This is a genomic window from Paralteromonas sediminis (assembly GCF_003820355.1).
Classification (GTDB): domain Bacteria; phylum Pseudomonadota; class Gammaproteobacteria; order Enterobacterales; family Alteromonadaceae; genus Alteromonas_F; species Alteromonas_F sediminis.
The window spans coordinates 461,342-483,927 of sequence record NZ_RPOK01000004.1 but is presented as its reverse complement, the minus strand read 5'-3'; the positions used below and the strand labels follow the sequence as shown (position 1 = coordinate 483,927).

The 22,586-nt window shown below is 46.3% G+C and carries 20 protein-coding genes; 13 read left to right on the top strand and 7 right to left on the bottom strand.

Annotated elements, in window-relative coordinates:
* Window positions 1-158 precede the first annotated feature (158 nt).
* The 11 genes from DRW07_RS14210 (at window position 159) to kynU (ending at window position 12,670) form a co-directional block, all read left to right on the top strand.
* Entirely contained in the window at window positions 159-1,748 is a 1,590-nt protein-coding gene (locus DRW07_RS14210; protein ID WP_124028592.1) for a hypothetical protein, read from the top strand.
* Between the two features lie 70 nt (window positions 1,749-1,818).
* Entirely contained in the window at window positions 1,819-4,503 is a 2,685-nt protein-coding gene (locus tag DRW07_RS14205) for a TonB-dependent receptor domain-containing protein (protein WP_124028591.1), read from the top strand.
* Between the two features lie 198 nt (window positions 4,504-4,701).
* A complete protein-coding gene (locus DRW07_RS14200; protein WP_124028590.1) occupies window positions 4,702-5,460 on the top strand; it encodes a DUF3450 domain-containing protein in 759 nt (252 codons plus the stop codon).
* Window positions 5,461-5,472: 12 nt separating this feature from the next.
* Complete coding sequence (locus tag DRW07_RS14195) at window positions 5,473-6,837, top strand: MotA/TolQ/ExbB proton channel family protein (RefSeq protein WP_124028589.1); 1,365 nt, start codon at window positions 5,473-5,475, stop codon at window positions 6,835-6,837.
* Window positions 6,838-6,840: 3 nt separating this feature from the next.
* Window positions 6,841-7,362: a MotA/TolQ/ExbB proton channel family protein gene (locus DRW07_RS14190; RefSeq protein WP_124028588.1), complete on the top strand. Its 522-nt coding sequence runs from the start codon at window positions 6,841-6,843 to the stop codon at window positions 7,360-7,362.
* Between the two features lie 24 nt (window positions 7,363-7,386).
* On the top strand, window positions 7,387-7,794 hold the full coding sequence (locus DRW07_RS14185; protein WP_124028587.1) for an ExbD/TolR family protein: 408 nt from the start codon (window positions 7,387-7,389) through the stop codon (window positions 7,792-7,794).
* A 5-nt stretch (window positions 7,795-7,799) separates the two neighbouring features.
* Entirely contained in the window at window positions 7,800-8,408 is a 609-nt protein-coding gene (locus tag DRW07_RS14180) for an energy transducer TonB (RefSeq protein WP_124028586.1), read from the top strand.
* Window positions 8,409-8,415: 7 nt separating this feature from the next.
* Entirely contained in the window at window positions 8,416-9,717 is a 1,302-nt protein-coding gene (locus DRW07_RS14175) for a tetratricopeptide repeat protein (protein ID WP_377923159.1), read from the top strand.
* A gap of 134 nt (window positions 9,718-9,851) precedes the next feature.
* Entirely contained in the window at window positions 9,852-10,568 is a 717-nt protein-coding gene (locus DRW07_RS14170) for a hypothetical protein (RefSeq protein WP_124028584.1), read from the top strand.
* A gap of 48 nt (window positions 10,569-10,616) precedes the next feature.
* Window positions 10,617-11,438: an alpha/beta hydrolase family protein gene (locus DRW07_RS14165; protein ID WP_124028583.1), complete on the top strand. Its 822-nt coding sequence runs from the start codon at window positions 10,617-10,619 to the stop codon at window positions 11,436-11,438.
* Complete coding sequence (gene kynU, locus DRW07_RS14160; protein WP_124028582.1) at window positions 11,435-12,670, top strand: kynureninase; 1,236 nt, start codon at window positions 11,435-11,437, stop codon at window positions 12,668-12,670. The genes DRW07_RS14165 and kynU overlap by 4 nt, the downstream gene beginning before the upstream one ends.
* Before the next feature lie 75 nt (window positions 12,671-12,745).
* Here the strand turns inward: kynU and DRW07_RS14155 are convergent, their stop codons facing one another.
* The 5 genes from DRW07_RS14155 to DRW07_RS14135 all read right to left on the bottom strand — a co-directional run bounded on the left by DRW07_RS14155 (window position 12,746) and on the right by DRW07_RS14135 (window position 17,458).
* Complete coding sequence (locus DRW07_RS14155; RefSeq protein ID WP_124028581.1) at window positions 12,746-13,675, bottom strand: hypothetical protein; 930 nt, start codon at window positions 13,673-13,675, stop codon at window positions 12,746-12,748.
* Window positions 13,672-14,547 (bottom strand): ABC transporter ATP-binding protein, encoded by an 876-nt coding sequence (locus tag DRW07_RS14150; protein ID WP_124028580.1) that lies wholly within the window; start codon window positions 14,545-14,547, stop codon window positions 13,672-13,674. The genes DRW07_RS14155 and DRW07_RS14150 overlap by 4 nt, the downstream gene beginning before the upstream one ends.
* Entirely contained in the window at window positions 14,548-14,910 is a 363-nt protein-coding gene (locus DRW07_RS14145) for a GntR family transcriptional regulator (protein ID WP_124028579.1), read from the bottom strand.
* Window positions 14,911-15,030: 120 nt separating this feature from the next.
* Entirely contained in the window at window positions 15,031-16,782 is a 1,752-nt protein-coding gene (locus DRW07_RS14140) for a sensor domain-containing diguanylate cyclase (RefSeq protein WP_165870516.1), read from the bottom strand.
* Between the two features lie 61 nt (window positions 16,783-16,843).
* Window positions 16,844-17,458 carry a TetR/AcrR family transcriptional regulator gene (locus tag DRW07_RS14135; RefSeq protein ID WP_124028577.1) on the bottom strand — a complete coding sequence of 205 codons (615 nt, stop codon included), beginning with the start codon at window positions 17,456-17,458 and terminating at the stop codon, window positions 16,844-16,846.
* A 126-nt stretch (window positions 17,459-17,584) separates the two neighbouring features.
* On the opposite strand from DRW07_RS14135, the gene DRW07_RS14130 reads away from it, so the two are divergent.
* Entirely contained in the window at window positions 17,585-19,618 is a 2,034-nt protein-coding gene (locus DRW07_RS14130) for an NADPH-dependent 2,4-dienoyl-CoA reductase (RefSeq protein ID WP_124028576.1), read from the top strand.
* A gap of 9 nt (window positions 19,619-19,627) precedes the next feature.
* On the opposite strand, the gene DRW07_RS14125 is transcribed toward DRW07_RS14130, so the two are convergent.
* A complete protein-coding gene (locus tag DRW07_RS14125; protein ID WP_377923166.1) occupies window positions 19,628-20,212 on the bottom strand; it encodes a DUF938 domain-containing protein in 585 nt (194 codons plus the stop codon).
* Between the two features lie 65 nt (window positions 20,213-20,277).
* On the opposite strand from DRW07_RS14125, the gene DRW07_RS14120 reads away from it, so the two are divergent.
* Complete coding sequence (locus DRW07_RS14120) at window positions 20,278-21,624, top strand: M24 family metallopeptidase (protein WP_124028574.1); 1,347 nt, start codon at window positions 20,278-20,280, stop codon at window positions 21,622-21,624.
* A gap of 11 nt (window positions 21,625-21,635) precedes the next feature.
* On the opposite strand, the gene DRW07_RS14115 is transcribed toward DRW07_RS14120, so the two are convergent.
* Window positions 21,636-22,532 carry a prenyltransferase gene (locus tag DRW07_RS14115; RefSeq protein WP_338067769.1) on the bottom strand — a complete coding sequence of 299 codons (897 nt, stop codon included), beginning with the start codon at window positions 22,530-22,532 and terminating at the stop codon, window positions 21,636-21,638.
* Window positions 22,533-22,586 lie beyond the last annotated feature (54 nt).

The following is a 22,586-nucleotide window of genomic DNA, read 5'->3' as shown; positions in this document are numbered from 1 at the left end:
TGAATAATTCAGCTTACGGTCTTAAGTAAGATTACTTATATCTCCTTTTATGAAAGTTTTGTGACACGTTGTGTGTGTAACAAATGTGTCATTTTGCTTAGGTAATCTCTCCCGAGTTTTAAATCAGAACACTCAATAGACCAATTTTGGAGATAACAATGGAACTCAAGACGTTATTCAAAGCTAGCGCAGTTTCTGTCGCTTTGATTCTTGCCGGCTGTGGCGGTGACATCAGCATTACGCCTACTGTGAATGACAACAGCAGCGTTGTTGATAACAGCACCAACAACTCAAACAACACCAGCGGTCAAACCCCAAGCGAAGACGTAAACTGTGCAAGTTATGAAGGCGCATCAGGCACAGTAGAAGGTGTGTTTGACGGTCTTGACTGTATCTATAACGACTCTTTTGCAAGCCGTAGTTTCTCAATCACGTCTAATATTACTTTTGAAGAGCTGCCTAACGGTGGTGTTCACTTTTTCGAAGATGCACTTCAAATTGGTGAAGATGGCGATACAACAGCTGGGTTCTCTATCCCTACAAATGGTCCAACAATGACAGTGCGCCCTGGTGCTACGCTTGCGTTCCAGTCAGGTGAAGCCATCATTCGCATCGCACGCGGTGCAAAAATTCAGGCTGTAGGCACTGCTTCTAAGCCGATTACTTTTACCTCTGCTAACGCGTTTGATCGTTTTGACAATGCAGGTGGCGGTGCGCTTTATGCTGACTGGGGCGGTATTATCATCAACGGTAACGCAATCACTGACCAGTGTTCTGATGCAGAGCGTGACGCTGGAACTTGTAACGTACCTTCAGAGGGTATTGTGAGCTACTACGGTGGAAACGACAATACAGACTCAAGCGGTAGCATCAAGTGGGCTCGCATCTGGTATGCCGGTTCAGGTCCTCGTGCTGGCGGTGAAGGTGACGATTTGAACTCGCTGACCCTTAACGGTGTGGGTTCTGGTTCTGAATTTGAATATCTGCATATCCATCAGGGCTTTGATGACGGTGTTGAAATCTTCGGTGGTGCAACAACACTTAAATACATTGTTGTTACAGACACGCAAGATGACTCTTTTGACTTCGATGCAAGCTGGCAGGGTGCAGCACAATTTTTGTACGTGAAACACGGTACAGTAACAAACCGCGAAGGCGCCGTAGTCAATATGGGTAACGGTGGTTTTGAGTCTGACGGCCGTAAAGGCGATGGTCCTTCTTCAAACCCAACTATTGCTAACGTGACGGTTGTGACAACTGACGAATTGTCCGTACGTGATGAAGACCCTTCACTAGCCTTCAAATTTGATGATCAGTTCAACGCGTCACTTTACAACGTGCTTATGGTGAAAACCGACGCTACACAAACGTGGTGTGTGAACTTCTCTGGTGATGGCGAGTTAGGTGCAGACCAAATCTCTTTCACTGGTTCAGTCATGGCGTGTGGTGAAGAATTCAATAACGATACGTTTGGTGGTGGTCCATTGGAAGGCACAGCACTGGCTACCTGGTTTGATAACGACGGTGCGAATGAGCGTATTGGGCCGGCAGCATCTGTATTTGCAGAAGACGGTTTCTCTACACTTACCAGCTCTTCTGATATTTCCGTTGCTGCAAGTGACTTGTCAGACCTTGACTCAAGCTTCTTCACACCTGCTGCTTACGTAGGTGCGGTATCTGACCAAGATACAAGTTCTGCCTGGTACCAGTGGGTTCAAGCTGCGCTTACCGCTGCGGATGCAGACTAATTAAGGTTGAAGTATCCAAAATAGGCGCCCGAGTTGCGCCTATTTTTTGGTCAAATGGCAGGAGTTGAAAATGAAATATCAACAAAGACTGAATAAAGTCAGCTACGCCGTCAGCCTGTGTTTATTAGTAAGTGCTACGCACGCACTAGCGCAAGAAGATGATGTAATCGATGAAGTTGTATCAACCGCGTCGCGTCTACAGGGAACGGCCGCAGCGGTCGTCGAAGAGCGTAAGAATCAAGCATTTGTTGCTGATATCTTGGGCGCAGAACAGCTTTCGCGAACAGGCGACAGTGACGCAGCATCTGCGTTAAGGCGTGTAACCGGGCTAACTTTAGTTGACGGTAAGTTTATTTATGTACGTGGTTTGGGTGAGCGTTACTCAAGTGCAAGACTCAACGGAGCCGCAATTCCCAGTCCTGATTTAACACGTAACGTTATTCCGCTGGATATTATCCCAGCGAGTATCATTGAGAGCCTGTCGGTTCAAAAAGCGTTTTCGCCATCAATGCCTGCGGCTTTTGGTGGCGGTAGCATTGATATTCGCACAACCTCGGTGCCCAGTGATTTTGTTGCCGGTGTTGAGATTGGCGCGGGGTATGACACGTCTGCAAGTGATGGTAATACGTTTAATGTTGATAAGGGTGGCATTCCATCAATACTTCAGGAAGCTATTCCAAGATATCGCGGTGACTTTAGCATCAACGGTATTGTTGACAGATTAAAATTGCAGAGCAATGAAAACGAAACGGCGGGTGAGCAAGCGCGCACTTTGAATCGCCAATTATTACTTCGTTTGCCGCGTGATTTTGGTGTTAAGAATGAATCGTTAGACCCGAATTATGGTGGTCAGGCTTACATCGGTAACAGTTTCGAAGAGGACCTGTTTGGTGGCACCATTGGGTTTTTGGCTTCTGTGTCCTACGACCAAGACAGTGACTTTGCTGAGCGCAGAACAGCTGTTTTATCTCAGGATGCCGCAGAAGACTGCTCAACCCAGCTTGTTACTGCAGAAGATGCGGCGTCGTCGTGTTACAACACAGTGACGGATTCAGAAATTACTACGATTAATGAACGTCTAAATGGCGTGTTTAATCTTGGCTATCGCTGGAATGCTCACGAACTGACGCTGAACAATCTTTATCTTGAAGATAACGAGGAAGAAAGTGATATTGGCTCGTTGCAAAGCCCAGCGGGCAGCACGGTCTTCAGTATTCCTGGCAGCGGAAGAGCTAATGCTACACAGCAATTTGTGTATGAAGAGCGTTCATTGCAGGTCACACAGTTTTTGGGCAAACATACCTTCCTTGAACTGGGCGGCATTGGGGTAGACTGGCAGTACACACGTTCTAAAGCGAAAACGGATATTCCCACTGACGCAACTTTCCGTTTTATCGACAGTTATGATCAACAAGGGAATTACATTGGTTCCTCTGTGTCGGGAGATAACAACCGAGCGATCTATTCCTACACTAACATGGATGATCGCTTGAATTCGTATGGCGGAAATATGTCGTTCCCATTCATGCTGAAAGGCATGGATATTGAGTTGAAAGCTGGGTTTGACGTATACGACCGAGCGCGTTATTACACCACATCGAGCTTTCAGGTGAGTAACCTCGGAAGTACACCGATTAATGCCAACGATGGCTCAAGCGATCCGCTGTTGAACAATACGTTCCTAACCGATGACCTCATTCTAAACAGCAATCTGACACTTTTGTTCAACGAGCCAGAAATCCCGGATGCCGACGACTACACTGCTGCGCAGAAAGTAGAAGCAGGCTACGGCGCATTTGATGTGTTCTTAAACAACAACTGGCGTCTGAGCGGTGGTTTGAGATGGGAGCAATTTAGTCAGGTCTCTATCGGTACATCAAGCCTAATCTTCACGCCAGAGGATCTCAATCTCATATACTCTGAACAGAGAATTGAGGAAGGCAGCGTTCAAGAAGACGATTTGTTTCCTTCATTGGCGTTAACCTTCTTGAGTGATGACAATTATCAAGTTCGTGCCAGTTACGGTGAGACCATAGTCCGTCCTGACCTGCGTGAAGTGGTACCTGTTACCTATTTTGACCCGTTAACGGATGTTCGTACCTTTGGTCGTGTGGGCTTGTTAAGCAGCCCGATAAAGAACTATGACCTGCGTTATGAATATTACGGCGCCAATGGTGACAACTATTCGATTGCGGCATTTTATAAAGACATAGACGCCCCTATTGAAACGGTATTACGTATTGGTGACGAGGACTATTCGGCGACTTTCATTAATGGAGAAACCGCAGAGGTTTATGGTGTTGAGGTGGAGTGGTTACACGACTTGACTTACCTTGCACAAGGTTTCTTTACCTCCGGAAACATTACGCTGAGTGATTCTGAAGCCGTGATTGACCCTGCACTTGCTGGTAACTTGACTAACCCCACTAAGCGCATGACGGGTCACTCACAGTACGTGGTTAACCTTCAATTGAGCTATGATTCCTCTAACGGGGAACATTCAGCTTCGTTGGTTTACAACGTATTCGGTGAGCGGATCTTGGCGGCGGGTCTAGGCGGTCGAGAGGATGCATTTGAACAACCTTTCCATTCGTTGGATGTGGTTTACAAATATTATCCTGACTTTAACTCAACCGTTTCGTTTAAAGTTCAAAACTTGTTAGACGAAAGTCAAGAAGTCACGCAGTCAGACATTGCAGTAAGAGACAGAGAAGAAGGGATGTCTTTCAGTGTCAGCTATCAATATGAATTCTAAAAAGAATTCGTAAACGCAAAATAAAAAGCCGGCAGTTTTGACTCCCGGCTTTTTTATTTTTCACAGGTAAACCAAGATCTTGGCGCAAAAAATATGACAGTTATGTAATAAAACTGTCACAGAAAATTACTACCCTGTGCGCAGATTTTAATGGGTCTAGTTGCCCCTTTTTTACAAATATTTCTAAGGTTAGGGTGTATGAAGCTGAGCAATAAGTTGCTGTTTGCAACCGCACTAATGGCGTCTTCGGCCTACGCACAGGAAAACGAAATTGTTGAGCCTGTTGTGGAAGCTGCGTCACAAATTAATGATTCTGCTGCGGCTTCGCAGCAAAAAATCAATGCTATTACGAATGAAATTGACAGCAAGCTCCAAACGTTCCGGGCCCTGACAAAAGAGATTGAAGGCCTAGGGGTCTACAACAATCAGCTGTCAAAGCAGATTGCCAATCAAGATGAAGAAATGGCTGCCTTAAATGCAGCGATTGACGAGGTATCTGTGATTGAACGTCAGATTACGCCACTTATGCTCAAAATGATTGATGGCTTAGAGCAATTTATTGCGCTGGATGTGCCCTTTTTGCCTGAGGAGCGTTCAGAGCGTATTGCCAGCCTAAAAAGCATGATGGATCGTGCAGATGTTGCGCCTTCAGAGAAATTTCGCCGCGTGATGGAAGCATTCCAGGTAGAAATGGACTACGGCAGAACATTAGAAGCTTACAGTGGCATTCACACCATAGACGGTCAGGAGCGCGACGTAGAGTTCTTGAGACTGGGTAGAACGGCGTTGGTTTATCAAACCCGCGATGCAAGTCGACAAGGCGTTTGGAATAAACAAACACGTCAGTGGGAAGAGCTGGATTCTAGTTATCGCACGCAAATTACCAAAGGCCTTCGTATTGCCAAGAAGCAATTGGCGCCTGACTTGTTAATGTTGCCTGTAGCAATCACCGATTAATAGGAAAGAAGCATGTTTAAACTAATCAAACTGATTGCAGCAAGTGCCGTAGTGGCTTCTGTGAGTTTCGGTGCTGTGGCCCAAACGGACCGTGCATTAGACCTAGATGCTCTATTAAAGCAGCTTGAAGAAGGCAAATTTGCGCAAGACAAGCAGAATACGCAGCGCGAGAAAGAGTTTATAAACAAGCGCGCAGAGCAGGATCAGATTTTGCGCGAGACAACACGTCAGCGCGATGCAGCGCTAGCAGAGTCTGAGCGTTTGGAAACCCAATTTGAAGAAAATGAATTTAAATTGGCCGATTTGCAGGGCGCGTTAGACAACCGTCTTGGCTCATTGAAAGAACTCTTTGGTGTACTCCAGCAAGTGGCCGGCGATACCAAGAATAAGTTTTACAACTCAATGATTTCAACGCAGTTCCCTGAAAGAGCGGCCTTTTTAGATGAGATGGCTCAGTCTATGGGGCAAAGTTCAAAACTGGCGTCAATTGAAGAGATCGAACGCGTATGGTTCGAAATTCAACGCGAAATGACAGAGTCAGGTAAAGTCACGCGTTTTACTACAGATGTTGTTGAAGCCGGTGGCGCGAAAGTCAGCAAAGAAGTGGTTCGGGTCGGTCCGTTTGCATTAATTTCAGATGGACAGTTTTTAGAGTTCAACGGTGTAACGGGCAGTGTTTCTGAACTTTTGCGTCAGCCTCCTGCGCGTTTTGGCGATTCAGCGGCAGCGCTACAAAATTCTAATGGTGAGCTGGTTAAATTGGGGGTAGACCCTACAGGCGGCTCTATTATGGGACTGTTGGTTCAGGCTCCGAACTTGCAAGAGCGCGTTGAGCAGGGTGGACCTGTTGGTTATATCATTCTTGTTGTTGGTGCAATTGGCTTGCTTCTGGCACTGGAGCGTCTAATTTCATTAACGCTTATTAAGCTTAAAGTGAATAATCAGCTTAAGTCGAAAACCGTGTCTGATAACAATCCGTTAGGCCGAGTGCTGAAAGTACGTGAACAATATCCAGACGCAGACACAGAAGCACTTGAGCTGCACTTAACAGAAGCCATTTTGGGTGAAGTACCGAAATTGGGACGTAATCTAACGATCATTAAGATCATTTCAGTAGTTGCACCGCTGATGGGTTTATTGGGAACCGTAACCGGTATGATCAATACCTTCCAGGCGATTACCCTGTTTGGTACTGGCGACCCTAAACTGATGGCGGGAGGGATTTCAACAGCCTTGGTGACTACGGTATTAGGCCTGGTGGTGGCCATTCCTATGACATTGCTATACGCGATGCTCAATACGCGCAGTAAAAACATCGTTTATATTCTGCAAGAGCAGGCATCAGGTGTCATCGCTGAGCGTGCTGAGCGAGGCTAAGTCATGATCGAGTTTCTCGAAGCAATACGCGATTTTACAGAAACAGGTGGCCAGGTTCTCCTGGTCATCGGGTTACTTATTTTCGTCATGTGGCTTTTGATCCTCGAGCGTGCCTTGTACTTGTTTGTGTGGCATAAAAAGGCGGCAAAAGACGCAGTGGAAGTCTGGAATGCAAGAACAGACCGCTCATCGTGGAATGCCGAGCAAGTACGCCAAAAAACCATATCAACACTAACTATACAACTCAATGGCAGTATCCCCATTATTCAGGCATTGGTTGCACTCTGTCCCCTGTTGGGATTGATGGGCACGGTTACCGGGATGATTGAGGTGTTTGATGTTATGGCAATTTCTGGCTCAGGCAATGCGCGTTCAATGGCATCAGGGGTATCAAAAGCGACCATTCCAACTATGGCCGGGATGGTGGGTGCGCTATCTGGGGTGTTTGCCTCTACCTGGCTAACCCGAACGGTAAAGACAGAACGAGCGCACTTGGAAGACTCAATTTTAATTGACCGTAATTAATCGTGCGGTCAACAAGGTAAAATTATGAAGCAGCATTTTCAAAATTTAGTGGAAGAAGAAGAAGCCAATATCGATATGACGCCCATGTTGGACGTGGTATTCATTATGTTGATCTTCTTTATCGTTACCGCCTCTTTTGTTAAAGAGGCTGGTATCGATGTAAACCGTCCTGAGGCCTCTACGGCAGTGCAAAAAGATCGCGCTAATATCTTGATTGCCATTTCTGAAAACAATGAAATCTGGATCAACAAGCGTCAGGTTGATGCACGTGCCGTTCAGGCAAACATTGAAAGGCTTCACGCGGAAAATCCACAAGGTACTGTGGTCATTCAGGCTGATAAAGAAGCGAAGACAGATACATTAATTAAAGTGATGGATGCATCACGCGCAGCCGGCGTGTTTGATGTATCAATTGCCGCACAAGACGAATAATACCAATGGTACGTTTTCTTATAGCAATTTTGGTCTCTGCAGCGATTACTTTGGGGTTGTTTTTCCTGATGCAATCGCTGATCAAAATGGGGGGCAGCGCGCTCACAGAGCCGCCCAGAGGGAGTGTGCTCGATTTTGTTCGGGTTAAGCCCGAAGAGCAGGTTGAAAAGAAAGACCGAAAGCCGCGAAAACCCCCTAAGCCGAAAGAGCCGCCGCCGCAAATGGCACAGCCTCAAATGGATTCTCCTTCGCCCGATGGCGACAGTGGAGGTATGGCATTTCAGGCTGATGTAAGCGCTGAAGGTGGACTTGAAGGCGGGCTCTCTTTGGATTCAAGCGATGGCGAATACTTGCCTCAGCTACGTGTCGCGGCTGTCTATCCACGTCGTGCTCAGCAACGCGGTATTGAGGGCTTTGTGGATGTTGAGTTTACCGTTACGGCTATTGGCGCCGTACGCGACCCCGTTGTTGTACAAGCCGAACCAGAGGGTATTTTCGAACAAGCGGCCTTGGACGCTGTGAGAAAATGGAAGTACAAGCCTCGCGTTGTGAATGGTGAACCTACAGAAGTGTCGGGCGTGCAAACCCGCGTTACCTTTGAAATAGATGGTTAAGAAGACAATGAGATTGACTACATTATCCGCTTTGTTCTTTTCTGTGTTGTTAACAACTTCGGCAAAGGTGTCTGTGTTAACCCTCGCTGTTGTGTTGCCGGTAGATGCAACCGCGCAAGAAGCTGAGCGTAAAACTCGCCGGGTGCCCACGCTGAGATCTCGTGTATACGAACAGTTTTCGCGCGCTCAGGCTGCCGCTGACGAGGACAACGTTGCTGGTGCATTACAGATACTGGACGAAGTGAAAGACAAGTCCAGTTCAATGAACAGTTATGAACTGGCAATGATGTATAACTTTTACGGCTTCATCTATTACGGCAACGAGCAGTTCGATAAAGCCATTGAGTCGTTTAAACTGGTGGTTGAACAAGCGCCTATACCAGAAACCTTTGAGCAAACCACCTTATTCAGTCTTGCACAGCTTTATATGATGCGCGGCGAGTTTAATCTGGCCGTTGAGGCGCTCGATCGCTGGGAAGCCTTGTCAACCGGCACGATCCCCCCGCGAAATCGCATTATTAAGGCACAAGCTTATTATCAGAATAAGCAGTACGAAGAAGCGATCAATTTGATAGAGGGGGCCATTGCCGATCATGAAGCGGAAGGTTATCAGGTTGATGAAAGCTGGCTTATTCTGCAGCGTGCTGTGTATTACGAACTCAAGCAGCCAGAAAAGGTAAAAGACGTTCTGGTTAAAATGGTTAAGATGTTCAACGAGCCTAAGTACTGGATCCAGCTTGCTGGAATGTATGGTGAGTTGGAAGAAGAACGCAAGCAACTTGCCATCATGGAAGCTGCTTATCAACAAGGCTTCATTGAAACCTCGTCTGATACCTTCAATTTGGCTCAGCTCTACTATTTTAACGAAGCGCCGTATAAAAGTGCTCGCCTTATGGAGCAGGCTATGGAAACGGGTTTGCTGGAGAGGAATCTTCGCAACCTTAAGTTTACCGCGCAAAGTTGGAATCTGGCGAAAGAAACCAAAAAAGCCATTCCCGTCATGCAGGAAGCGGCAGCATTGTCAGCCGATGGAGAGCTTGACGCACAGCTATCACAACTCTATATGAATAATGAGCAATGGGCACAAGCTATTGCTGCAGCAGACAAGGCCATCGAAAAAGGCGACCTGCGTAATCCAGGGATACCACACTTGGTTAAAGGCATGTCGTTATTTAATCAAAAACAGTACGCTTTAGCATTGAACGAGTTGGCTGAAGCCGAAAAATACGCGCAGAGTAAACGCATGGCACAACAGTGGGGCCAGTATTTCCAAAGTGAAATTCAACGTTTAGAAGCGAGTGGAAGTTAACACTAGATCGGGCATTCAAAAGACGGCGCATAGACGCCGTTTTTTGTTTGCGCTATTGTGTAGCCAATCGGCTACTAAAGGGTTGTTTTGCGTTGCTGAAAGCTGTTTTCATTTTCTTTTTCATGATGCCAATCTTGAGCCTGTATTCACAGTACAGTAAAGCTCAGGATGCGCCTGCCAATATTGTAAAGCCTGAAATTACGATAGGTGTGGTGGTGTTTCCGCCCTTTACGTTAGCGCATACCGATAAGCCAGGATGCTATGGCCCGTTTATAAACCAAGCGGTTGATGTTTTTTTGTCCAGTGGCATGGCGCTTAGTGTGGTGTGTGCGCCTGCTGCACGTATCTACCGTCTACTGCAGTCAGGTGAGATTGATATGACGATCAATGTGCACTCCACCGCCGGCATTGTGGGACATGTTAAATTCTTCAACCGCCCCTTTTCTTTTCTTGAGCTGAGTTTGGTCAGTTATGCTGATGCTACCGAAAAATCTGTCGCGGCTATTCGTGCATTTGACTACGGAGGGTATAGGGGTAAGCTCAGTGCACAGGGTTATAAATTTATAAATGTGCCCACAGCATTAGATGCAATAAACGTTTTTCTTCGCCGGCGCAGTGAAAGTTTAATTACCTACAAAGGGCCTTTTGACTACATGATGGCAACAAAGGCTGAGCCGGAAGGTGAGCCTATTGTGATGGAGCGTATTGCCAAAGTCCCCGTGTATTTTGCTGTGGCAAATAATTCTCCTAATGCTGATGCAGTGAATGCATGGCTGGCAAGTTACTCCCTCAAACTCCCTGTTAATAAGACCTTTATGGCCGAGCCGTACATGCCGGCCAAAATAGAATAATGTGTTCTTAATCCAATTAATGTTACAGCCCCAGAAGAAGCGTGAAAGATGAAACGTCGTTATTTTTTCTTGTTAGTGATGAGTGTGAGTTTTGGCTTGTATGCGGAAAGCATTCAAAACGTGCCCTTTAAACAAGTCTTAAGTGCGGAACATACCCCCCCTACGCAAACCTTGCTATATGGTGATAGTGACCAAAACATAATCGAAATGTGGCTCCCCCCGACACCCTCTAGTGCCACTGTGGTCTTCATCCATGGTGGATGCTGGATGAGTGAATATGACTTTGGGCACGCTAGGGCAGCAGCAAGTGCCTTGTCTGTGCAAGGGTATAGGGTTTTCTCCGTGGAATACCGGCGAACAGGGGCAACTGGAGGCGGCTGGCCGACGACCATGCAGGACATAGACGCGGCCATGACATTTTTGCAGGACCAAGGGCATATTAACGCTAAGCACAGCATTATTGCGGGACACTCTGCAGGAGGGCATCTTGCCCTACTGTATGCTCAGCGCAACCCTGAACGTATCGCCGGGGTTGTCGGCTTGGCACCCATTACCGACCTGGAACGCTATGCTGAGGGTGAAAGCGGGTGTCAGCGTGCTGCAGTAGCATTTATGCAAGGCACGCCGGCTGAACAAAAAAAAGCGTATCTGCAAGCCGACCCCAAAAACTATCCGCTTCATCCTAATACTTGGTTGTTGTTTGGAAAGAGCGATAAGATTGTAGGCGCTCAGCAGCAACAAACATTCAGTTCGTCAGCAAAGGCCCAGGTAGTCAGTGTTGATGGTGCCGGTCACTTTGATTTCATCTTCCCAGGTAGCCAGGCATGGTTTCATCTCTCTGAAGTGCTCGATAAGGTTAACAATCCGTGATTAAAACATCCGTTGCTTCGCTGGATAATAACGACCCGCTCAGGGAAGTAGCCAGCCAATTTCATAAACCTGAAGGTGTAATATATCTTGACGGCAATTCGCTGGGTTTGATGCCGCACTGTGTAGCTAAGAGAATCGAGACAGTCACCCGAGAGCAGTGGGGTAATGACCTTATTGCTAGCTGGAACAAACATCATTGGATCGACCTCTCCAGAAATGTGGGTGACAAGATAGCCAGTTTGTTGGGTGCGGATTACGGGCAGGTGGCATGCTGTGATTCTATTTCGATTAACCTTTTTAAGGTGTTGTGCGCGGCGCTTTCAATTAATTCGGAGCGAAAAAAAATACTCTCTACGGAAGATAACTTTCCCACTGACTTATATATGGTGCAAGGGCTGGAAGCCTTACTTGGTCACCATCGCTGTGAACTTGTCATGGTGGAAGAAGGGCAGCTTGCAGAAGCCGTTGACGAGGACACTGCTGCCGTTTTAGTTACAGAAGTTAATTTTAGAACAGGCAACATTGTTGATATTGCGGGCCTAACTCAGGTTGTACACAAACACGGCGCGTTAGTGATTGTTGATTTAGCCCACAGCGCTGGGGTATTGCCCATTGCATTGGATAAGCATCAAATAGATTTTGCCGTGGGATGTACGTACAAGTACCTCAATGCTGGGCCAGGCGCTCCGGGGTTTGTTTATGCGTCAAAGCGCCATCATGAAAAACTTGTGCAGCCGCTTTTTGGTTGGATGGGACATGCCAATGGGTTTGCGTTTTCACCCCTATATTCCCCTGCACAAGATATTAATCAAATGCTGGTGGGCACACCGCCGGTCATATCATTGAGTGCTGTAGATGCGGCATTAGATATCTATGACGGACTGTCGTTAGATACAATAAGAAATAAATCAAAACAGCTGACGAATGTGTTCTTGGAGCTTTTGAAAGCATCTAATGCTAGCAAAGAATTAACGTGTATATCACCGCTTGATGCTGAACGCAGAGGTAGCCAGCTTAGTTTTGAATTTGAACATGCTTATGCCCTGTGCCAGGCACTTATTGAGGTAGGTGTGATAGCCGATTTTAGGGCGCCCAATTTTATAAGGTTTGGCGTTTCGCCGCTGTATACCCACTTCCACGAACTGGCTGAAGCGGTAGAAAAAATCAATGATATTCTGGTTTACAAAACCTATTTGGCATCACGTTTTCAAACGCGAAATAAAGTGACTTAAAGAGAAAGTGGTGTGTTTGCGAAAATAAAAAAAGGGGTTGGCTAATCACCAACCCCTTTCTATTTTAGCTTTGTGTTACGCCTGCCTTCTGTTAACTCTCAGCCAGTATGTGGCATACATGAATCCGCAGCCTATAAGTAATGCAATCAAGTCAACTTTGGTGAATAAGGCTTTTACCATCAAAAGCTGTTCACTAAAGCTAAGCGACGAGTGCATACTGGTTACATGCAAGCTTAACTCCTCTCCCAATACTTCTAATGAAAAGTAGTGGTACAGTGCTTCCATGATGAACAAATGATTACTGCCTGTTGCTTCAGCAATACTGGCCTCAACAATGGCTATGACCACTACAGGTAAGACGGCCCATAAAAACGGTGCACGACCTGCAAATGCAGACGCTAACATTAAATAAGCGTATACAGGGAATAACCACAATGATAGAGGAATAAGTGCCAACCATACCACAATCAGACTGCTCACAATTTTTGCCTCAGACCAAGCAGCCCATAGGGATATGTCAAACCCCAAAGACAACACCACAGTACCGACAAAGATAAGGAATACAGCCAATACGATTAACGCTGTAGCCGCAAGCATGAAGCTTGCGGGGATCACCAGTGCACCAGTAAACAACTTTACTGCAACGCTTTGCAGATCAGAAACCGGTAGCGAGCGCCAAAAGTAAATCGACAGATCTCTTTTCTCGTCGAACATACAAGAAATTAGATAGTTAAGTTGAACAAATAAAGAAGTTATCAGAAAGGGGACAAAGATAGTCGCGATAGCAGCCATACTAGCATTGCCCACAAAGGCCACGCCCTCTGCTTCGCTAAGCGCCTGAAGCCCCTTCATTAAACGATCAATTTGATAGCTATCAATAGTGAACAATGCGTAAATGTTGCTAAGAATAAAAAAGCCGAGCATAACCACTGGCACCCAAAATATATGGCCTTTGAACTCCCAACACTCTTTTTTAATGTTAGTTAATACCTGAGTAGTACTCATGCCGTAGCCTCCTGTGTCATGACGCCGACAAAAATGTCAGCCATGCTTGGTGTTGCAATGTCACCAAAGTCTTCTGGTGCCAGCTGGGTGTCACTAGGGATTTGTTCGCTGTCTGTTAACAGCGTTGTGATACCCATCATGCTGTGTGTATACAGCGGGTTCATTGCTTTTGCAGCGTCTACTTTATCCCTTGCAACATTAACCAGTTTGAATCGGCTCTTTAGGTTGTCCACACTGTCATGTAGCGCAATACAACCGTCTTTAATAAAGGCCACATGAGTCAGAATGTTTTCGATTTCTTCTATTTGATGAGTGGTCACAATGATGCACTTATCATCGTTGTAGAAATCTTCCAGTAAATGGGTATAAAACTGGCGACGGGTTAAGATGTCCAGACCCAACGTAGGCTCATCCAAAATCAACACTTTGGCGTCAATCGCCAGAATGAGCGCAAGGTGGAGCTGTGTCACCATACCTTTGGATAACGCTTTGACCTTAGCGTTGGCAGGGATGTTGGTTTTTTGCAGAAAATTAAGGGCTTTTTCCCGGTCAAATTTAGGATGCACGCCTTGCATATAATCCAGCGCCTGAGACACCTTTAGCCACTTAGGCAACACTGCGACATCCGCTATGTAGGCGACTTCGGTAAGCATTTTTTCTCGTTTTTGTTTAGGGTCAAAACCCAACACATCAATGCTGCCTTCACAATTTACCAAACCCAAGATCGCTTGTAGGCAGGTGGTTTTGCCTGCGCCGTTTGGCCCGACTAAGCCTAGTATCTGACCCTGCTGTACGTCGAAGGTAATATTGTCTAAAACCGGCTTACCACTGTATTGTTTATTAAGGCCTTTAATTGAAATAAGCGTGTCCATTTAGTTGTCCTCCCTTTGCTCAGCAAGCAAATCACTTGCGGAAAGTTTCAGGCGAATAATCTGCTGCAAGATAACCGGCCATTCTTTTTGCAAAAATTGTTGCCGCTCTCTGGCGAGAATGACATCTGCGACACCATCCTTGACAAACAACCCTTTTCCACGCTGTTTTTCAACAATTTCTTCGTCTTGTAACATCTGATACGCCTTTGAAATAGTAACCGGGTTGAGTTGATACTCTGCGGCTACGTTTCTTACTGAAGGTAACGCATCACCTTCTCCGATATGACCGTCCAGTATTCGCTGAATAACCTGTTGGTAAAGCTGCAAATAAATGGGCGTGTCTGCATCCCAGTTTCTTAACATTGGTAAGACCTCGCTTGGGTGTTATATTTCACCAGTACACTATGTTTAGTGTTATAGTCCACCAACACACCCGAGGTCAAGTAATTAATGTAAATTGTTGTAAATAAAAAATGTGGAGGGTTAGGAAGCGCTGGCGTGATGGATGTAAAAGCTGACTTGATTCCTGCCGCTGTTTTTCGCTTCGTATAGGGCTTTGTCGGCTTTGGAAATAATCTTTTCAAGCGGTTGTTGTGACAAGGGAAGCCCTTCAAATAATCCTTTGTTACTGCCTGCAACGCCAACACTGACGGTAATAGGTACCTTACTTTGCATTATCTCAAACTGGGCAGTTTCAATAGACTTTCGCAGACGTTCTGCCTGGAAGCGTGCTTGCTCTATGTCTGTGTTGATCAACAAAACAATAAACTCTTCACCTCCCCAGCGGGCAAAAATGTCTCCGTCGCGTGCGACCGAGCGCAGCCGCGATGCTACTTCGTGAATAACCCTATCGCCTTCCCCGTGGCCATAGGTATCATTTATGGCTTTAAACTTGTCGATGTCTAATAAGACAACAGCGGCATTGTCCCGTACGCTTAGCTCGCGCCACACTGCATCGGCCAACAAACGGAACCCCCGTCTGTTGAGGACTTGGGTGAGTTCATCTGTGCGCGCAAAACGCTCAGCTCTTTCATGTTTGCGCTGAGTAGATCTGAACCTGTCACCCAGCAACACCGCTAGCACTATGGCTTCGAACGCCATGCCCACTTCAATCAGTTTAAACGTGATGTCGTTGAGAGGTAGTAAGCCTGCAACGGCTGCAGTTGAGATGCAAATGCAGGCTGCGGCCGTGACCGAGGAGATAAAAAAGAACAGTGCCAGATTGACTTTTTCCTGATAAGCCCTGTATCCAAGTACCATAAATAAAAACACAAAGCTGGTGTTAAGAATAAACGCCAGTATCATCGAAATATACAAATTACTGAGCAAAGCGCCCAATGCCATGCCGCACGGAATGAGTGTGGCAACCCAAAAGGTAAACTTGTCGAGCCCAGGGGCATAGTGTCTTGTGCGCAGTAAGGTTCGGGCGAAATGTAACCCTAATACGCTATAGGTGACCATCAGGGAAATGTCCATCCAGTCCTGAAAATAGGGGCCAAAATCCGGCGTAAAAACAGCGTGTATTTGGCCTGTATATGACAGACTGTTTGCAACAAACCCAAATAGATAACCCGAATACAAACCGAACTCAGGTTGCCTGATCAGGAAGAATAAAATGAGGTTATACAAGCCCAATGCCAGCATAATGCCGTAGAGAACACCGTACTCATAGCCTTGTCTGATATCTCTGGAAATCGCGGCTTGCGATGAGGATAAATACAAAGGAATAGCCATTGGCCCAGCTGTTTCCACACGGATATAAATATCCATCTCACCCTTGGGAAATGTCGTCTCATAGGCAAAATAACGGTAGGGCATGGGGCGATACTCAAACGCCATGCCATCGCCGCCGGTGACCTGTCTGACAAGCTCGTCGCTATAGACGTGATAGCTGTCAATGTAATCCAGCCATGGGGTCTCTATGGCGAGGCGATAAAGTGTATTGATGTTGGTTTTATTATCAACAGAAAGTTTAATCCATACCGGCCTAACTCCAATACCCAAGGACAGTGAAGACGACCTACTTTTTATATATTGGCCCTCGTTAAAGCGTGCGATAGCTTGTTCAAGATTGAGAGGTGTCTCAGCGTCTTCCTGAAAAAAGCTGACGTACTTTCCTATTAAGCCTGCATCATGAGACGTTAAATCTAGGCTGTGCGCACTTGTTTGATAGGCACATAAGCTAATAAACAACCAGAACGCACAATAAAGCAAGTTGCTAGGGCGCACTCTCATAAGATTAAACATCGACACAGGTTAGGGTATTCGTTAACTAGTGGTTAATGATAGTACAGAATTATGACACTAATGACCGAGTAAACATAGCCACTGTCACATCACACATTTCTTCGATATGACTGTTGTCTGCATAAATCCCATCTATTAACAGCCTGGCAATGCCATGCAAGGTGCCCCAAGTCACCTGAGCTAAACGCAGCGAATCAAGATTTTTAGGCATAACCCCTTCCTGCTGCCATCGTCTGGTCAATTGCACCTGATATTGAAAACTGGGGTATGCAACCTCCTTAAGCGACTCTGTCGCAGCATTTTGTTTCCAAATTGTGCGCCCAAACATCAGGTCATACAACTCGGGATTGGTGGTGGCAAATCCAATATAGCCCCTAACAAAGTCGCGATATTGCTCAGGTAAGGTTTTGTGTTGTTGTGAGAAGGTCTCTTTGGTCATTGACGTCCACTGCTCAAAGCCATTTTGGGCAATGGCACACAGCAGCGCATTTTTGTCTTTAAAGTGATGATAAGGCGCAGTTCTAGAGACTCCTACCCGTACTGCCAGTTTGCGTAAAGATAAGCACTCAATGCCGTCTTCTTTAAGCATGGCTTGGGCAGTTTCTACCAAGCTTTTACGCAAATCACCATGATGGTAGCCTGTTTTTTGTGTGGACGTCTTCATACATCAAAAATCGTATCATGTAACTTGACACTGTCAACATTGTTTTTTATCTTGACGATGTCTAGTTTGGTTTTGTAAAGCCAATACTGAAATTAAGCTGATCAGCCTGAAACCGGAGAATCACCAATGGAAGCCGCAGGAATAAACAAGTATCCCCACCTTTTTCAGCCTCTTGATTTGGGGTTCACCACGTTAAAAAATAGGGTCCTTATGGGGTCTATGCACACTGGGTTAGAAGAAGCGAAAGATGGCCATCACAGAATGGCGGCTTTTTTTGCAGAACGTGCCCGCGGCGGCGTGGGGTTAATTGTAACAGGTGGTATAGGACCCAATGATGAAGGCGCGACACATCCTGTGACAAAGCGTCTGGACACGCAAGCCCAAGTGGCCGATCACAAAGTAGTAACCGATGCAGTGCATGAGGCCGGTGGAAAAATATGCCTGCAAATATTACATACCGGTCGCTACGCGTATAACCCCAACTTGGTTGCACCATCAGCAATACGAGCACCCATCAATAAATTTAAGCCTAAAGCGCTGGACCAAGAGGGGATTGAGCGGCAAATCAATGACTTTGTTTTTACAGCCAGGCAAGCGAAAGAGGCGGGCTATGACGGCGTTGAAATTATGGGCTCGGAGGGCTATTTCCTCAATCAGTTTATTGCGTCAAGAACCAATCACCGGGAAGATCAATGGGGAGGCGATTACGCTAACCGCATTAAACTGCCTATCGAAGTTGTGCGGCGTGTACGCGAAGCCGTGGGTAGGGCGTTTATCATTATTTACAGACTTTCTATGCTGGACCTAGTGGAGGGCGGATCGACAGCAGATGAAGTTATCCAGCTGGGTCTTGAGATAGAAAAAGCGGGGGCGACGCTCATCAACACAGGTATTGGTTGGCACGAAGCGCGTATTCCGACGATTGCCACTAAGGTGCCAAGAGCTGCCTTTACTTGGGTGACGGCTCGATTCAGACAAGCTCTCAATGTACCCGTTATCACCTCAAACAGGATTAACACACCAGAAGTCGCTGAAGCGGTATTGGCTAGGGGTGATGCAGATATGGTGTCTATGGCACGCCCATTTCTAGCGGATGCGTTTTTTGTTGAAAAAGCCATGCAGGACAAAAGCGATGAAATTAATACCTGTATTGGCTGCAATCAGGCGTGCCTGGACCATGTATTTGAAATGAAAGAAGCCAGTTGTCTGGTCAATCCAAGAGCGTGCAACGAGACTACGTTACTGATTGAACCGACATCAACACCGAAACAATTTGCTGTTGTGGGGGCCGGGCCTGCCGGACTTGCTGCTGCGAAAACGCTGGCAGAACGGGGACATAAGGTTACTCTGTATGACGCGGCCTCTGAAATAGGAGGGCAGTTTAATATTGCTAAACAGATTCCCGGGAAAGAAGAGTTTTACGAGACGTTGCGTTATTTCAACACGCAATTGGATAAGCTAGGCGTTGATGTGCAACTTAACACTCGGGTTGATGCAGCAACATTAAACGAAAGTGATGTGGATGCGGTTATTGTTGCGACGGGTATCTCGCCGCGCAAGCCAAATATTGAAGGCATTGATCACAATAAGGTATTGGGGTATCTGGATGTGATCCGTGACAAAAAGCCGGTTGGCAAAAAGGTTGCGGTTATAGGTGCAGGGGGCATAGGTTACGATGTGTCCGAGTATCTTACCCATGGTACTTCGCAACCTAGTCAGGACATACCAGCCTTTATGCAGGAATGGGGTGTGGACATGACGTTTTCAGCCAGAGGGGGCGTGGAAGGCGTTAAAGCACAACCCGCACCCTCACCCAGAGAGGTTTTTTTACTGCAGCGAAAAAGCACAAAAATGGGCGCAGGACTGGGTAAAACGACTGGGTGGGCGCATACACTCGGACTGGTGAAGAAGGGGGTGAATATGCTAACAGGTGTTGAATACCATAAAATAGATGACGCTGGGCTGCATATCACCGTTGATGGTGAACGGCGAGTCTTAGACGTTGATAATATTATTATTTGTGCTGGGCAGGAACCGCTTCGCACATTGACAGAAAACCTAAACAAGCCTCACTACCTTATAGGCGGTGCAGATGTGGCAGCAGAGCTAGATGCTAAACGCGCGATCGATCAGGGTACTCGTTTGGCGGCGACCTTGTAATTCAGCGTATCACTTACGCCATATAAGCAATTGGTTGTTAGCTGGCATACAGATGTTCTGTGCCAGCTTCAGCCCCTGGGACCATTCAATTAGTTCATTAATATCTCTATAGCCACCATAGCCTTGCTCCAATAGGTGTAAGTGGAATTGTTGATTACTCTCACTGGTAAATACACCCCTGTCAGTAAAAGGGCCGTACTGACAAAAAACGCCACCTTTAGGAAGATGATTGGCTATCAATCCCATCATGATTTCAACGTCTTCTTTTTGCATGATATGAGCGGTATTTGCGGTGAATATGGCGTCAAAATCGTCAAAAAGTGTTACATTTTCGGCCACTTTAAATAGCAACGGACGGCGTAAGTTGTCGCTGGGAAAGTCATCTATCCATTGATTTATACCAGCGTGATAAGGCGCTTGATCTGAGGTTTGCCAAATGAGATGCGGCAGTGCTGGGGCAAAATAGACCGCGTGTTGACCTGTACCTGAACCGATCTCTAACACGTGTGTTGCTGATGAAAATGCCTCTTTTAAATGCGCCAAAATAAACGACTTATTGTTTTCACAGGCTTGACTGTAGGGTTTGTTGTCTATCACTTTGCAAAAGTCCAAAAAACACTGGCATACTGGTTGCGCATTTAACCAACAAAACAATCAATATGCGAATATCTCTGGCTTTTTTACTTCTTACCCTACCTTTATTTTCGCTTGCAAAGAACTTTGAGCAAGGGCGTGAAATCAAGCAGCTTCCGGATGTACTGTCTTTTCAGGAACGCGTGAATCCCCTCAATGAGATGGTGGTAGACCGATTGGACAATCTCTTACCGCGCCTCATGAACGAGGCTGATTTGGATATGTGGCTGGTCATAAATCGCGAATACGGTGAAGACAGGCTGTTCTATACGCTAGTGCCTCAGCCGACGTTTGCTGCGCGAAGAACGACCCTATTAGTGTTTAACAAACGCGAGGATGGTTCGGTAGAGCGTTTCAGCGTAAGTCGCTATCCCATAGGCGACGTCTATCCTACGGTGTGGGAAGGTGGCACGAAGCAAGAGCAATGGCAAAAGCTGGCAGAGGTTATTGCGCAAAAAGATCCGCAGCGCATCGGCATAAATATCAGTGAAGACTGGGCACTGGCCGACGGTTTGAGTGTAGGCTTGCATCAGCAACTCTTGAAATACCTGCCGGAAATGTATCAAAAGCGCCTTGTCAGTGCGGAACAACTTGTCGTGCGATGGTTGGAAACGCGCAGTGAAAAAGAGCTGCAAGTTTACCCGCAGGTAGTAGCTTTAGCCCGGGGAGTAATTGCCGAAGCCTTTTCCAACAAAGTGATCACGCCCGGTGCTACGACCACAAAAGACATTGAATGGTATTTGCGTGAACGATTCGAAGCACTGCAGTTGAGACCCTGGTTTCAACCTTATGTGAACATACAGCGCCAGGGAGACAAGACAACAAAAGAGGATGTCTTCATGGGCGAGTATAATCGCGTTGTCCAGCCCGGCGATATCCTTCATACCGACGTAGGTATATGCTATCTGAATCAGTGTACTGATACGCAAGAAATGGCCTATGTTCTCAAACTGGGTGAATCAGAGGTGCCTCAGGGGTTAAAAGATGCTTTGGCGGTTGGCAACCGGTGGCAGGATATATTGACCAATAATTTTGTGACGGGTCTCACAGGCAACCAAATTTTGGCGAATACCATTGCGCAGAGTGAAACTGAAGGCATTATTAGTAGCACTTATACTCATCCCCTTGGTTTTGTTGGACATGCAAGTGGTCCAACAATTGGTATGTGGGATAATCAGGGGCCGACACCGGTGCAGGGCGACTGGAAATTGTATCCCAATACCGCCTATGCCATTGAAGGCAACATTGTGACCACATTACCTGAATGGGATAACCAGTGGATACAGATTAAACTGGAACAAAGTGCAGTCTTTGATGGCAAGACAGTGTGGTATTTAGCTGGCCGTCAAACCCAATGGCATATTATTCGTTAACAGTCTCTGTATCATGCGATGATTAATGAAAGAGCAAGCACACTGGGTGTTAGCAGAGTGACCATGACGTTCAGTCCCATTAAAGGAAGGAAGGTTTGCAGTGCAGCTTGCTCAAATTTCATCGCTTTAAACCCAATAGCTAGTGCGACAGGGAAAAAGAGTAGAGCGGACAAACTCCAAAAGGGCAGTGTGCGATAGTGGACTAGTAGCGCAATGGCCAAAAATGCGAGGCAGGCAGAAACAATATAGATAATAGCGCTCTTGGAGTAGCCATAGCGAATGACAAAATGATTGCGACCGTTGTCGCGGTCTGCTGTGACATCAGGGAACTGGTTTAGCAACAATAAATTATTTACAAGGAAGAATACCGGTAGGGCTATAGCCACGTCGGTCGGTGTAATTGATTCAGCAAAAACAGCATAGGTACCAATAACAAACAACAGTCCAAACCCTGTGCCGGGTGATATTAGACAAAGCCAGCTTGTTTTGTTCAGCCAGGGTGTATAACTCACAATAACGACAAGACCAATAAGACCAAAAAGCACCAGTTGCCAGTTCAGCATTGATGCCAGCCACACGCCTAAAACAGAAAATGCGACACAGCAAACAATACCGGACCAAAATACGGCATTCAACGCGCTTGGGTTTTTCTGTAGAGCGCCGCTGCCACCACTAAAAGGTGTCTTAGTGGTGGTGTTATCAAGCCCAGATTTAGCATCTTGATATTCATTTAGGAGGTTGACGCTGGCATGTGAAAGCAGGCTGATAATCACGCACAAAGCCAATATCGTGTTATCAACTTCGAAGCCTTTTGCACCTGCATAGGCCGCACCTAATCCCACGCATATTGGTGCTAATAATAAAAACTTGGGACGAGTAGCCTGGAACACCGTGTTATATGTCAGCATTATTTTTTGTGGAGTTTTTATCATTTATTTATTGAATAGTATGTCACTTGCTAT

What these genes read in the sequence shown, in the direction of transcription:
- DRW07_RS14155 (WP_124028581.1), bottom strand. Translation starts at nt 13,675, where the DNA reads ATGAGTACTACTCAGGTATTAACTAACATTAAAAAAGAGTGTTGGGAG.
- DRW07_RS14190 (WP_124028588.1), top strand. Translation starts at nt 6,841, where the DNA reads ATGATCGAGTTTCTCGAAGCAATACGCGATTTTACAGAAACAGGTGGC.
- DRW07_RS14200 (WP_124028590.1), top strand. Translation starts at nt 4,702, where the DNA reads ATGAAGCTGAGCAATAAGTTGCTGTTTGCAACCGCACTAATGGCGTCT.
- DRW07_RS14120 (WP_124028574.1), top strand. Translation starts at nt 20,278, where the DNA reads ATGCGAATATCTCTGGCTTTTTTACTTCTTACCCTACCTTTATTTTCG.
- DRW07_RS14210 (WP_124028592.1), top strand. Translation starts at nt 159, where the DNA reads ATGGAACTCAAGACGTTATTCAAAGCTAGCGCAGTTTCTGTCGCTTTG.
- DRW07_RS14180 (WP_124028586.1), top strand. Translation starts at nt 7,800, where the DNA reads ATGGTACGTTTTCTTATAGCAATTTTGGTCTCTGCAGCGATTACTTTG.
- DRW07_RS14135 (WP_124028577.1), bottom strand. Translation starts at nt 17,458, where the DNA reads ATGAAGACGTCCACACAAAAAACAGGCTACCATCATGGTGATTTGCGT.
- DRW07_RS14130 (WP_124028576.1), top strand. Translation starts at nt 17,585, where the DNA reads ATGGAAGCCGCAGGAATAAACAAGTATCCCCACCTTTTTCAGCCTCTT.
- DRW07_RS14185 (WP_124028587.1), top strand. Translation starts at nt 7,387, where the DNA reads ATGAAGCAGCATTTTCAAAATTTAGTGGAAGAAGAAGAAGCCAATATC.
- DRW07_RS14175 (WP_377923159.1), top strand. Translation starts at nt 8,416, where the DNA reads ATGAGATTGACTACATTATCCGCTTTGTTCTTTTCTGTGTTGTTAACA.
- DRW07_RS14145 (WP_124028579.1), bottom strand. Translation starts at nt 14,910, where the DNA reads ATGTTAAGAAACTGGGATGCAGACACGCCCATTTATTTGCAGCTTTAC.
- DRW07_RS14140 (WP_165870516.1), bottom strand. Translation starts at nt 16,782, where the DNA reads ATGAGAGTGCGCCCTAGCAACTTGCTTTATTGTGCGTTCTGGTTGTTT.
- DRW07_RS14150 (WP_124028580.1), bottom strand. Translation starts at nt 14,547, where the DNA reads ATGGACACGCTTATTTCAATTAAAGGCCTTAATAAACAATACAGTGGT.
- DRW07_RS14115 (WP_338067769.1), bottom strand. Translation starts at nt 22,532, where the DNA reads ATGCTGACATATAACACGGTGTTCCAGGCTACTCGTCCCAAGTTTTTA.
- DRW07_RS14165 (WP_124028583.1), top strand. Translation starts at nt 10,617, where the DNA reads ATGAAACGTCGTTATTTTTTCTTGTTAGTGATGAGTGTGAGTTTTGGC.
- DRW07_RS14205 (WP_124028591.1), top strand. Translation starts at nt 1,819, where the DNA reads ATGAAATATCAACAAAGACTGAATAAAGTCAGCTACGCCGTCAGCCTG.
- DRW07_RS14195 (WP_124028589.1), top strand. Translation starts at nt 5,473, where the DNA reads ATGTTTAAACTAATCAAACTGATTGCAGCAAGTGCCGTAGTGGCTTCT.